This window comes from Pseudomonas sp. Pseu.R1 (assembly GCF_045764065.1).
GTDB lineage: Bacteria > Pseudomonadota > Gammaproteobacteria > Pseudomonadales > Pseudomonadaceae > Aquipseudomonas.
This window is the reverse complement of the sequence record NZ_JBJGEE020000001.1, coordinates 4,458,415-4,471,661: the sequence shown is the minus strand read 5'-3', so window position 1 is coordinate 4,471,661 and position 13,247 is coordinate 4,458,415. Positions and strand designations below refer to the sequence as shown.

Annotated in this window: 7 protein-coding genes and 1 other RNA gene; all 8 read left to right on the top strand. The window is 57.3% G+C overall.

Features of this window, described 5'->3' with window-relative positions; all coding sequences use genetic code 11:
- Positions 1 to 28 precede the first annotated feature (28 nt).
- The 8 genes from ACI5GA_RS20440 to ACI5GA_RS20405 all read left to right on the top strand — a co-directional run bounded on the left by ACI5GA_RS20440 (position 29) and on the right by ACI5GA_RS20405 (position 13,215).
- Entirely contained in the window at positions 29 to 2,839 is a 2,811-nt protein-coding gene (locus tag ACI5GA_RS20440; protein WP_421424034.1) for an FAD-binding and (Fe-S)-binding domain-containing protein, read from the top strand.
- A 209-nt stretch (positions 2,840 to 3,048) separates the two neighbouring features.
- The gene (locus ACI5GA_RS20435) at positions 3,049 to 3,339 is read left to right on the top strand and encodes a hypothetical protein (RefSeq protein WP_421424032.1); all 291 of its coding nucleotides are present in this window, start codon (positions 3,049 to 3,051) and stop codon (positions 3,337 to 3,339) included.
- 122 nt (positions 3,340 to 3,461) lie between these two features.
- Positions 3,462 to 3,853, top strand: a transfer-messenger RNA (tmRNA) gene (gene ssrA / locus ACI5GA_RS20430).
- A gap of 257 nt (positions 3,854 to 4,110) precedes the next feature.
- A complete protein-coding gene (hsdR, locus tag ACI5GA_RS20425) occupies positions 4,111 to 7,575 on the top strand; it encodes a type I restriction-modification system endonuclease (protein ID WP_421424030.1) in 3,465 nt (1,154 codons plus the stop codon).
- Between the two features lie 97 nt (positions 7,576 to 7,672).
- Complete coding sequence (locus tag ACI5GA_RS20420) at positions 7,673 to 9,166, top strand: RNA-binding domain-containing protein (protein WP_421424028.1); 1,494 nt, start codon at positions 7,673 to 7,675, stop codon at positions 9,164 to 9,166.
- Between the two features lie 67 nt (positions 9,167 to 9,233).
- Positions 9,234 to 10,769, top strand: coding sequence for an N-6 DNA methylase (locus ACI5GA_RS20415; RefSeq protein WP_421424026.1), 1,536 nt, complete (start codon positions 9,234 to 9,236; stop codon positions 10,767 to 10,769).
- Entirely contained in the window at positions 10,766 to 12,253 is a 1,488-nt protein-coding gene (locus tag ACI5GA_RS20410) for a restriction endonuclease subunit S (RefSeq protein ID WP_421424024.1), read from the top strand. Before ACI5GA_RS20415 ends, ACI5GA_RS20410 begins: the two co-directional genes overlap by 4 nt.
- 26 nt (positions 12,254 to 12,279) lie before the next feature.
- Entirely contained in the window at positions 12,280 to 13,215 is a 936-nt protein-coding gene (locus tag ACI5GA_RS20405; RefSeq protein WP_421424022.1) for a restriction endonuclease, read from the top strand.
- Positions 13,216 to 13,247 lie beyond the last annotated feature (32 nt).

Sequence of the window (13,247 nt, the reverse complement as noted above, 5' to 3'; positions counted from 1 at the left end):
AGATGCCGCGGCAGATGAGGAACACCGCATGAGCCTCCCCGCCTCCTTTCTGGACGATGTGAAGCGCCTGATCCCCGCCGAACGGCGCTTCGACGACCCGCTGTCGACCTTGGCCTTCGGCACCGACGCCAGCTTTTATCGGCTGATTCCCAAACTGGTCATCCGCGTTGAATCCGAAGACGAAGTGGTCACGCTGCTCAAACTGGCTCAGGTCGATAAAGTGCCCGTGACCTTCCGTGCAGCGGGCACCAGCCTGTCGGGGCAGGCCATCAGCGACTCTGTTTTGCTGGTGCTCGGCGATAACTGGAATGGCCGCGAGATTCGCCGCGATGGCGAGCAGATCCGTCTGCAACCAGGGGTCATCGGCGCACAGGCCAATGCCTGGCTGGTGCCGTTCGGGCGCAAGATCGGACCTGACCCGGCCTCGATCAACGCGGCAAAAATCGGCGGCATCGTCGCCAACAACTCCAGCGGCATGTGCTGCGGCACGGCGCAGAACACCTATCACACGCTGGCAGGCATGCGCCTTGTACTGGCTGACGGCACGCGTCTGGACACCGAAGACGACGCCAGTGTCGCAGCCTTTCGCGCCAGCCACGGCAAGCTGCTTGAGCGTCTGGCTGAACTGGGTCGCGAAACCCGCGCGAACACCGAGCTGGCGGCAAGGATTCGCCACAAGTATCGACTGAAAAACACCACCGGCCTTTCGCTCAACGCCCTGGTGGACTTTGACGACCCCTTCGACATCCTCACCCATTTGCTGGTCGGCTCCGAGGGCACGCTGGGCTTCATCAGCGCAGTGACCTACGACACTGTCCCCGACCACCCGAACAAAGCCTCGGCGTTGATCGTCTTCCCTGACGTGGAAACTTGCTGCAACGCCGTCACCGTGCTCAAAACCCAGCCCGTTTCCGCCGTCGAACTGCTTGATCGCCGCAGCATGCGCTCGGTGCAAAACAAACCGGGTATGCCCGCGTTCGTCAAAGAACTCTCGGAAAACGCCTGCGCGCTGCTGATCGAAACACGTGCGGCGACACAAGCGTTGTTGCACGAACAACTGGCGCAAATCATGGCCTCGATCGCGCATTTCCCGGTGGAGAAACAGGTCGACTTCACCGAAGACCCCGGCGAAAACGCACGCCTCTGGGCCATCCGCAAAGACACCTTCCCCGCCGTTGGCGCCGTGCGTGAAACCGGCACCACGGTGATCATCGAAGACGTGACCTTTCCCGTCGAACAACTGGCCATTGGCGTGCGCCGCCTGATCGAGCTGTTCGACAAGCACCACTACGACGAGGCGATCCTGTTTGGCCATGCGCTGGAGGGCAATCTGCATTTCGTCTTTACCCAGGGCTTCAACGACCCGCAGGAAATCGCTCGCTATTCGGCATTCATGGATGACGTCACGCAACTGGTGGCCGTGGAGTTCGGCGGCTCTCTCAAGGCCGAGCACGGCACCGGTCGCAACATGGCGCCCTTCGTCGAGCTGGAATGGGGCAGCGATGCCTATCAATTGATGTGGACGCTCAAGCGGCTGCTCGACCCCAACGGCATCCTCAACCCGAACGTGGTGCTGAGCGAAGACCCGGACATTCACCTCAAACACCTTAAGCCCATGCCCGCAGCCGACACGATTGTCGACAAATGCATCGAATGCGGCTTCTGCGAGCCGGTTTGCCCGTCAAAAGGCCTGACCCTCAGCCCGCGCCAGCGCATCGTCATGTGGCGTGACATTCAAGCGAAGAAGCGCGCAGGCACCGATACCACCGAGCTGGAGCGCGACTACCACTATCAAGGCATCGACACCTGCGCCGCGACCGGCCTTTGCGCGCAACGTTGCCCGGTGGGCATCAACACGGGCGAGTTGGTCAAAAAGCTCCGCGCCGAGCACGCCACTCACGGCAAAACAGCAGGCTGGTTGGCGCAGCATTTCACTGCCGCCTTGAAAGGCGCTCGCTTCACGTTGCATGCCGCCAACGGCGCACGCATGCTGCTCGGCGCGCCAAGGCTGGCGAAGCTTTCGGCGGCGCTGACCAAAGCATCATCGGGCCGCGTCCCACAGTGGACCCCGGCGATGCCACAGCCTGAAAATCCGATCCGCTTCACCCCGCCGGTCGAGGACCAACGCCCACGCGTCGTTTACCTCGCCGCCTGCGTGTCCCGGGTCATGGGGCCTGCGGCAGCCGATCACGAACAAATGTCGCTGATGGACAAAACCCGTGGCCTGCTGGAAAAAGCAGGCTATCAAGTGGTGTTCCCTGAAGATCAGGACAGCCTCTGCTGCGGCCAGCCCTTCGCCTCAAAAGGTTATGCGGAACACGCTGAAGAGAAGCGCCAACAGTTGCTGGCTGCACTGACCAAAGCCAGCCGCGGCGGCCTCGACCCGATCTACTGCGACACCAGCCCCTGCACCCTGCGCCTTGTTCAAGACCTCAAGGAAACGCGCCTCGACCTCTACGACCCCGTGCGCTTCATTCGCACCCATCTGCTGGACAAACTGGTCTTCACCCCACAACAAGAAGCCATCGCCGTTCACGTCACGTGCAGCACCCAACATCTGGGGGAAAGCCAGGCGCTGATCGAACTTGCCCGGCTGTGCAGCGTCAACGTGGTCATCCCCGAAGGCATTCATTGCTGCGGGTTTGCCGGCGACAAAGGCTTTACCACCCCGGAACTCAACGCGCACTCGCTGCGCACCCTCAAAGACGCCGTGCAATATTGCAGCGAGGGCATCTCCACCAGCCGCACCTGTGAAATCGGCCTCACCCGCCACGGCGGCATTGACTACCACGGGCTGGTCTATCTCGTGGATCGCGTCACTCGCGCCAAAACCGTGTGATGCACACAAATGGGGCAACTTTCGCCCCATTTCTCTGTTACATCCTGCAATATGGCTTTTTCCCACCAGTTGCAAAATAAATAGAACCCCCGCGTTGACCCACAGTCCATCTCTTTAAGCGCCACACACGACTGGCGCTTATACCTCCATCTCGGAGAACGGCCCCGATTGAGCGGCCCTACCGAGTCAACAGGCTCAAGGAGATACACATGAAGCGCACAGCACTGACTGGTCTGTTTCTTACCGCTGCACTGTTGGGTTCCCCGGTATTCGCTGCCGATGACCTGTGTGGCGCTAACCTGCAAACGCTGAAGGATGCTCACACCTCGACGAGCACCAACTTGAGCGCAGACACTAAAGACGAACTGGAAAAAACTCTGACTGCAGCCACCGCTGCGCAAAAAGCCGGCGATGACAAGAAGTGCATCGAGCTCACCACCAAAGAGATCACCACTCTCAAAACGGGCGGCGACGGCTCTGACGGCGGTAACGCCAAGTAACTCGCTGCGGGCACTGCGGCCAGCCTTCGGGCTGGCCAGGCGACGCGGCTTGAGGCTCGGAGTCGACGTATCCCATTGATTCGGGTACACTCCGCCGCCTGACTGCCTGGAGCAGCAGAATTGGGGCCGATTAGGATTCGACGCCGGTGATGAAACTCTAGGGGCATGCCGACTTGGTAACAGAAGTCGTAAATCCACTGTTGCAACTTTCTATAGTTGCCAATGACGAAACCTACGGGGAACAAGCTCTCGCTGCGTAAGCGGCGCTAGCCTTCCTTCTGGTAGCTTCGGCTCCAGCAATCATAAGGGGATGCCTGTAAACCCGAAATGATTGTTATACAGAACAGGATCGCCGTGCAGTACGCTGTGGACGAATCGGCTAAAACTTACACAGCTCGCCCAAAGCACCCTGCCCGTCGGGTCGCTGAGGGTTAACTTAATAGACACGGCTAAGCATGTAGGCCCGAAAGCGGAGTACTGGCGGACGGGGGTTCAAATCCCCCCGGCTCCACCAAATGATCAATCAAAGACGTCCACGGACGTCTTTTTTTGTGCCTGAAATCCAGTAACGATGGACTCTAAGCGCTTCGAAGATTTGCCAAAGAGCCATCAGATATCTCGGTTGTCCAAGCGCAAAGCCTCTATCTCAGCCAATAGCGCACCACACCGACCCGCTGACACGGCTGTACACGTACCACGCTTCGTCTGGCATTATGCCCCTATTGCTCCGCCACTCTCGGGATGGCTGGTGACGAACTCAAGGGATGAAACATGCCAGAAAGCAGTAATTTCGCCTTTTTCAAAGAGCACGATCCGGTTTTCTTCCAGCTCGCCAATGCGGCAGAGCGCGTATTTTCCAGCGACCCCAACACAACGCTCATCAAACTGCGACAGTTGGGCGAGGCGCTCGCCCAAGATCTGGCAGTGAGAGCGGGTATCGAGTTCGACGCCAACACATCTCAAGCCGACCTGCTGTTCCGACTGAGCCGAGAAATCCAGCTCGATGGCAATATTCGCAACCTATTCCATACGTTGCGAATTGAAGGTAATAAGGCGACCCACGAATTCCGCACACAACATCGCGAGGCACTGGATGGGCTGAAGGTCGCACGCGCTTTGGCGATTTGGTATCACCAGTCATTCGGCAAGGGCGGCAACACTTTTAAGGTAGGGCCTTTCTTGGTTCCGACCGATCCGAGTGAGCCTCTGCGTGAGCTACAGGGGCAGATTGAAAAACTTCGCGCAGAGTTGGGTGACAGCCATCAGCAACTGGAGAGCAACCAGCAATTAGCCAAGCTGCTGGCGCAAGAGAAGCAGGAACAAGCCAGTCTCGTCGGGCAGATGAAGGAAGAGGCAGGCGTCTACGAGCAAATCGCTCTCGAGCGCGAGGCCGAGCTGTCCAAGGCCCGAACCGATTTCGAGGGGCGACTGAAAGTACTGCAGCAACAGCTAGCAGATCAGCCCCAGGCCGCCCAGCAGGTCACGCGCAAAACGCAGCAGGCCAGCAGCCAGTTTGACCTCAACGAAGACCTGACCCGTATTCTCATTGATCAGCAACTGAACGACGCCGGCTGGGAAGCCGACTCGCTGGAACTCACCTACAAAAAGGGCGCTCGGCCCGAGAAGGGAAAAAACAAAGCCATCGCTGAATGGCCAACCAGCAAGACCAATGAAGACGCTGATTACGTCCTGTTCGCTGGCCTTACACCTGTTGCCATCGTTGAAGCCAAACGAAAGCGCATCAACATCGCGGACCGCATCCCCCAAGCGGAGCGCTATTCACGCCAGTTGATCATCACCAGCGATCTACAACCTGCAGGGCAAGGCGCAGGCTGGAAGGATGGCCAAGATGGTTACTTCAAAGTCCCGTTTGCGTTTGCCTGTAATGGTCGCCCGTTCATCAAGCAGCTCGCCGAGCTGTCCGGCATCTGGTTCCGCGACTTGCGTAGCGCGGCAAATCTGCGTCGACCGCTACAGGACTTCCACACGCCAAACGGCCTGCTCGATCTGCTCACACGTAGCCAGCAAGAGTCAGAGGCGAAGCTGCAGCAAGAAGGCTTTGCCTATCTCAAACTGCGTGATTACCAAGAAAACGCTATCCGGGCCGTCGAACAAGCGCTGGTCGCCAATCGCCGCAACTGTCTACTGGCCATGGCGACCGGAACCGGAAAAACACGCACGATTATTGGCCTGATGTACCGCTTGCTAAAGGCAGAGCGCTTTCGTCGCATTCTGTTCCTAGTGGATCGCAGCGCGTTGGGAGAACAGGCGATCGAAGCCTTCAACGAGGCAACGCTGGAACAAAACCAAACCCTGGCCCAGATCTACGATGTGAAAGAGCTAGGTGACATGGCTGCCGAAGCAGCAACACGGGTTCAGGTCGCTACCGTTCAAGCCATGGTTAAACGCATCTTCCAGTCGGACACTCCGCCGCCCATCGATACCTTTGACTGCATCATTGTTGACGAAGCCCACCGCGGCTACACCCTCGATCAGGAAATGACCGAAGGCGAGCTGGCTATACGCGACTTCAACCAGTACCTGTCGCAGTATCGTCGCGTGCTCGACTACTTCGACGCCTGCCGCATCGGACTTACAGCCACGCCCGCGAAGCACACCAGCGAAGTGTTCGGCGCGCCGATATTCACTTATAGCTACCGAGAGGCCGTGGCTGACGACTGGCTGATCGATCACGAACCGCCGATCCGTTATCAGACCCTACTTAACAAGAATGGCATCCACTTTGCCAAGGGCGAGAGCGTCAACATCATCGATACGAGCACTGGTGAGGTGGATGTCGCCGAGCTTGAGGATGAGCTCGACTTCGAAATCGAGTCCTTCAATCGGCGCGTGATTACACCCGGTTTCGACAAGGTGATCTGCGAGCAGTTGGCCCAAGAGCTTGATCCCTCGGGCGACGAAAAAACGATGATCTTCTGCGTGAATCAGGCCCATGCCGAGCGGGTCAAAAACCTCCTCGACGAAGCCTTCAAGGACGTTCACGGAGAGAATTACAACCAGGCAGCAGTGCAGATCATTACCGGGCAAAGTGACAAGGTCAAACAGTTGATCCGCCAGTACAAGAACGAGCGCTACCCAAGCATTGCGATCACGGTTGACCTGCTAACCACCGGCATCGACGTGCCGCGCATTTGCCACCTTGTGTTCATGCGCCGGGTACGTTCGCGCATCCTTTATGAACAGATGAAAGGCCGCGCAACTCGCCGCTGCGATGACATCGGCAAGACAGTTTTCAAAATCTACGATCCGGTTGACCTATACGCAGCGCTTGAGCCAGTCGATACGATGAAGCCACTGGTGAAAGACCCGAGCATCAGCCTTGAACAACTGGTGAGCGAACTGATCAACCCCGCCAGCCTCGATGCTCCAGGAAACCAGCCAGAGACCAGCCATGCCCACGATGTACTTGATCAGTTCAGCCAGCGAGTAATGCGCATCCTGCGCAAGGCCACCCATGAGGCCGAACGCAGGCCACTGCTAAAAGACAAGCTTGCAGAACTGGAAAACACCTGGGGCGTAGCGCCTGACAAACTGCACCAGCATCTGCACCAGATCGGCCCGCAGCAAGCTGCACAGTTCATTCAGCAACACTCACAATTGCTCCGCCAGCTCGATACAGTCAATACGCTATTGGGATCGCTGAACTACCCAGTGATTTCCGACCATGCGGACGAACTGATGGCCCGTGAGCAGAATTACGGCGATTACCAAAAGCCCGCCGACTATCTGGAAAGCTTCAACGACTTCATCAAAAATCAGTTGAACCAGTCGGTGGCCCTCGGCGTGATGGTCAACCGCCCGCAGGACCTGACCCGTGAACAACTGCGCCAGGTGCGGTTGCTGCTCGACGAGCACGGCTACAGCGAAGTAAACCTGCAAAGCGCCTGGCGCAACCAGACTAACCAGGAAATCGCGGCCAGTATCGTAGGGTTCATCCGTCGCGCGGCCCTTGGAGAGGCACTGCTGCCATTCAGGCAGCGCGTAGCCAAGGCAATGGAGACGATTTACACCCTGCAGCCTTGGACTCAAGTACAGCGTAGATGGCTAGACCATCTCGCCAACCAACTGGTGCACGAGGTTGTTATTGACGAAAAGCAGATTGGCGAAGCCTTCAGGAACGATGGCGGCAGCACGCGGCTGAATAAACTGCTTGGCGGCAATCTGGGCGCCGTGCTGGATGCCTTGAACGACAATCTGTGGTCACAAACGGGATGAGGCTAATCCTGCGCGCTGGATTGGCCTCAGTACTCGTTCATGAGGGATAATACCGCCCGCTACTCGACTCATCGCCCGCAACATCCAGAGACGCTTAATGACCCTTGCCGAGCTTCACCAAATCCTTGCCTGTGGTGAGGACAGCCGCCATCAGTTCAAGCGCGATTTCAACAATATCGATGCCTTGGCAGGCGAATTGGCGGCGTTTGCCAATACGTCCGGTGGCTATCTGCTGATCGGCGTGGAGGACTCCGGCGAGGTGAGCGGTTTGAATAGCGCTGATGTTGCGCGGCTCAACCAGCTGCTTTCCAATGCGGCATCGCAGAACATCCGCCCGGCCATCAATCCCCTGTCCAGTAACCTTCAGACCGAGCAAGGGTTGGTCATTGTAGTGACTGTTGAAGCAGGGCTGAACAAACCCTACGTGGACAACCAAGGTCGCATCTGGGTAAAAAATGGCGCCGACAAGCGCCGGGTCACAGCTCGTGAAGAACTGCAGCGTTTGTTCCAGCAGGCCGGACTGGTGTGTGCCGATGCGGTACCCGTCGCGGGCTGTACCGTGCAAGACATCGACGCCAAGGCAATTGGCGAGTACTTCGAACGACGCTTCCGGCAAAGTCCAGATCAGACAGGTTTCGACACCATCCGCATCCTGGAAAACCTCGGCCTCGCCAGCGGCGGTACGCCCAATCTGGCTGGCTTGTTATTGTTCGGCAAGGCGCCACAACGCCTTTGCCCCGCGTTCGATATAAAAGCTGTCGCTTTTCCGGGTACTGAGCTGCATGACCGCCACTACCTCGACAGCGAGGATATCGACGGCAATCTTCAAGAGCAGTACCGACGCAGTCTGGCCTTTATCAAGCGCAACCTGCGCCATGTTCAGCATCAGCAGGGCTTCAATAGCCTCGGTCAACTGGAAGTACCGGAGGAAGTGTTTGAAGAGTTGCTGGTCAATGCCCTGATCCACCGCGACTACTTTGTCAGCGCCTCCATCCGAATTATGATTTTCGCCGACCGTATCGAACTGATCAGCCCCGGACACCTGCCTGACGTGCTCGATACCGAGAAGATTCGATTTGGCCTGTCCAACCGTCGCAACCCGACGCTGACCTCCCATGCCGTGCATATCCTGCCCTATCGCGGCTTGGGTACAGGCATCCCGCGCGCGATCGACGCGTGGCCCATGATCACTCTGGACGATGACCGGCAGGGCAACCAGTTCAAGGTGGTGATTCAGCGGGCCGTTGAAAGCGGGACTCTTTCGGGACCAAGTAGGGACCAAGTAGGGACTAAGTCGGGACTAAGTCGGGACCAAGTAGGGACTGAGCGGGTGCGTGAAGGTAAATCCTTGCAGCAAGAGCAGCTAACACTGCTCAGCAACATGACAGGCGCCCACACCGTGCCGGAGCTGATGACCTTCGTTGGACGCAACAACCGCTCCAAGTTCCGCGAGCTGGTTTTGTCTCCGCTACTGACACTGGGCATGGTCGAGATGACCATTCCCGACAAACCCAACAGCAGCAAGCAGCGCTATCGACTGACTGCGGTCGGCCAAACGCTAAAGGCCGAACAACACTCTCCGGACGACTGACTCCGGACAACCCTATTTTTGCGCCAGCGCAATCTGGCGCTTTACACACATCACCACAGGGTACCCCATGACCAACTCCGACATCGTCCAGAAACTCTGGAACCTCTGCGACGTCCTGCGCGACGACGGCATCAACTACAGCGACTACGTCACAGAGCTCGTGCTGCTGCTGTTCATCAAGATGGAATACGAACAGGTGCAGAACAACGAGAACTTCAGCCACAAGCTGCCCGAGGGTGCGCGCTGGCCGGATTTGGCTGGAAAATCCGGCGTTAACCTACTCGATCACTACCGGCAGATGCTGTTGGACCTTGGTAAGAACCCGGACCCGCTGATCGCCGCCATTTACGCCGACGCCCAGACTCGCCTCCAGCAACCGCGTCACCTGGAGCAGTTGGTCAAGAGCCTCGATGGCATCGACTGGTTTAGCGCTCGTGAGGACGGCCTCGGTGACTTGTATGAGGGCCTACTGGAGAAGAACGCCAGCGAGACAAAGTCTGGCGCAGGCCAGTACTTCACCCCTCGCCCGCTGATCGACAGCATCATCCGCTGCATCAAGCCGCAGCCGGGAGAGACCATTCAGGACCCGGCCGCCGGTACTGCGGGTTTTTTGATTGCTGCTGATGCGTACATCAAATCCCAAACGAGCGACCTGTACGCCTTGCCAGCCAAAGCGATCGAGTTCCAACGCACCCAGGCCTACGTCGGCGTGGAGTTGGTACCTGGCACCCGCCGTCTTGCGTTGATGAACACCTTGCTACACGGGATGGAGGGTGATGAGGAAGGCGTCGTGCATCTAGGCAACGCACTAGGCCAGACCGGAGCCAACCTGCCCAAAGTCGATGTCATTCTCTCTAACCCGCCATTCGGCACTGCCAAGGGAGGCGGCGGCCCGACCCGTGATGACTTGACCTACAAGACCAGCAACAAGCAGTTGGCTTTCCTTCAGCATATTTATCGTGGTCTCAAGCCCGGTGGCCGTGCTGCCGTCGTGCTGCCGGATAACGTGCTGTTCGAGGCGGGTGTGGGTACAGACGTGCGTCGCGACCTGATGGACAAATGCAACCTGCACACCATCCTACGTTTGCCTACGGGCATCTTTTACGCACAAGGCGTGAAGACCAACGTGCTGTTTTTCCAGAAAGGCACTGCGGAAAACCCTCGTCAGGAAGAAGGCTGCACCAAGCGGGTGTGGATCTATGACCTGCGTAGCAACATGCCGAGCTTTGGCAAGCGCACGCCCTTTGGACCTGCGCACCTCAAACCGTTCGAAGATGCCTTTGGTGACGATACCAACGGTGCAAGCCCGCGTGCGGAAAACGTCGAAGGTATTGGCGAAGCCAGCCGCTTCCGTTGCTTTACTCGCGATTACATCCGCAATGAGCGTGGTGACTCGCTGGATATCAGTTGGCTGAAGGATGAAAGCAGTTTGAATGCTGCTGATCTGCCCGCTCCGGAAGTGCTCGCAGGTGAGGCTATGGCTGAACTGACTGAAGCACTGCATGAGCTGGAGGAACTGATGAAGGCGCTGGGGGCTGGGGATGAAGTTGTGGCGCAGAAGCAGTTGATGGCAGAGGTGATGGGGTTGGGAGCAGAGGAATGATTACGGTAATGCCCACAGGCTGGACGATATTTTCTATAGCAGATCTTGGTGGAATGTCGGGTGGTAAGACACCATCGAAAGGTAATCCCCAGTTCTGGTCGAGTCACGATGTACCTTGGGTATCGCCCAAAGACATGAAGAAAAACGTTCTCAACGACTCCGAAGATAGAATTTCACAGCTCGCTGTTGATCAGGCAGGCATGACGCTTTATCCAGCCAATTCAGTGTTAATGGTTACGCGCAGCGGGATTCTTCAACATACGTTTCCGGTAGCCTTGTCATCTGTTCAATTGACAGTTAATCAGGACATTAAGGTTCTTCGACCGACCGAAGGCCTTGTGCCGAAATTATTTTTCTACATGCTCAAACGCTTTGGCACAGATATTCTGTCAACATGCTCCAAGGATGGAACAACAGTTCAGAGTATCGACTCTGAAAAGCTTGAAGCGTTCTTACTGCCCCTCCCCCCCTTAGCAGAGCAAACACGCATTGCCGCTAAGCTCGACGAATTATTAGCTCAGGTGGATACCCTGAAAACCCGCACCGGAGGCATCCCCGCGCTGCTGAGGCGATTTCGCCAGTCAGTCCTCTCCGCCGCAGTTTCTGGGCGACTGACCGAGGAGTGGCGTTCCCACCGCGCCGCCATAGATAAGGGATCCGAGCTACATCAGCAAATAAAAAATGCTCATACTGCAGAAGGCGGACATGCCCGTGGTAATGCATCTAATCCTACCGAAGAGGCTCACGACCTCAGCTCAGATGATTTGCCAGACAGTTGGGATATTGCCGAACTGCGTGACGTGTGTGTGCCGGGACGACCAATCACCTACGGCATTCTAAAGCCAGGACCAGAGTTGGAAGAGGGTGTCCCGTACATCCGGGTTGCGGATTTTCCAGGTAACAAACTTAATACGGCTAACATCAAGAAAACCAGCTCCGAGATTGATCAACAATTCAAGCGTGCCCGGCTTCTAGAAAATGATCTTTTGCTATCAATCAGGGGAAGTGTTGGCCGTCTGATCAAGATCCCAGCAAGCCTTGAGGGAGCAAATATTACGCAGGATACTGCTCGACTCTCAATATCACCGCTCATTTTGACTGATTTTGTATATTGGGTATTGCTGGCAGACTCAACACAACGTCGAATGAAAAACGCCACTCGCGGCGTCGCTGTTCGCGGCATAAACATCGGCGACGTAAGGGCCCTTCAAATTCCGTTACCTCCTTACAATGAGCAAGCTGAAATCGTTCGCCGCGTAGAACAACTGTTCGCCTTCTCTGACCAGCTCGAAGCCCGCGTCAGAGCAGCTCAAGAACGGATTGATAACCTAACCCGGAGCATCCTCGCCAAAGCCTTCCGAGGCGAACTGGTGCCTCAAGACCCAAACGACGAACCTGCCAGCGTGTTACTGGACCGCATCAAAGCCCAACGCGCCGCCGCTCCCAAAGCCAAGCGCGGTCGCCAAACTGCGAAGTCAAACTAAGCCGGTATTAGGAAATAGAACAGCCCATGTCCGTCCCAACCTTCGACAAGTTCATCGAGCCCATCCTGCGTTTTCTCGCCGCTCACCCGGACGGGGCCACTGCAGGTGAGACCCATGAAGCGGCCGCAGAGGCGTTAGGCCTGAGCGAGTCACAGCGTCTAGAGACTATCGCCAGCGGCCAGCCCACCTATAAAAACCGCTCCGGTTGGGCACATGACCGGCTCAAACGGGCCGGCTACTCCAGCAGCGCCAAGCATGGTTACTGGCAATTAACTGACTCCGGTCGCGCCTTTGCTCAAGCCAACACTGCCCCATTGAGTGCAGAACAGGTCGAACACCTGGCTACAAACTTCATGAGCGTGAGGCTGAAGGCAGCGCCGGATGCCGCTTCGCTGGATGAAAGCAACGACACACCAGTGCCAATTGCCAACGCTGATCTCGCGACCAGCAGCCCGCAAGAGCGTCTGAACCAAGCGATCCTTGAACTGCGCACCAGCGTGGCGGGCGACCTGCTGGACAGCCTGTTGCAGGCTAGCCCTACTCGCTTCGAGCACATCGTGCTCGACGTGTTGCACAGCCTAGGCTACGGCGCCAACCGCCAAGCGTTGCAGCAAGTCGGCGGAAGCGGAGACGGCGGCATTGACGGCGTGATCTCGCTAGACGCACTGGGGCTGGAGAAGGTCTACGTTCAGGCGAAGCGCTGGCAGAGCACCGTTGGTCGCCCCGACCTTCAAGCGTTCTATGGCGCGTTGGCCGGACAGAAAGCCAAACGCGGGGTATTCATCACCACCTCCGGCTTCACCGCTCAAGCTGTAGAGTTCGCGCATTCAGTCGAAGGGATGGTGCTGGTCGACGGTAAGCGCTTGGTCAACTTGATGCTCGATCATGAAGTGGGCGTCAGCTCACAGCTTTACAAAGTCCCCAAGCTTGACAGCGATTATTTTGACGAATCGCTCGGCTGAGCAACTCTCGGAGCCCGGACATCCAGTCACTA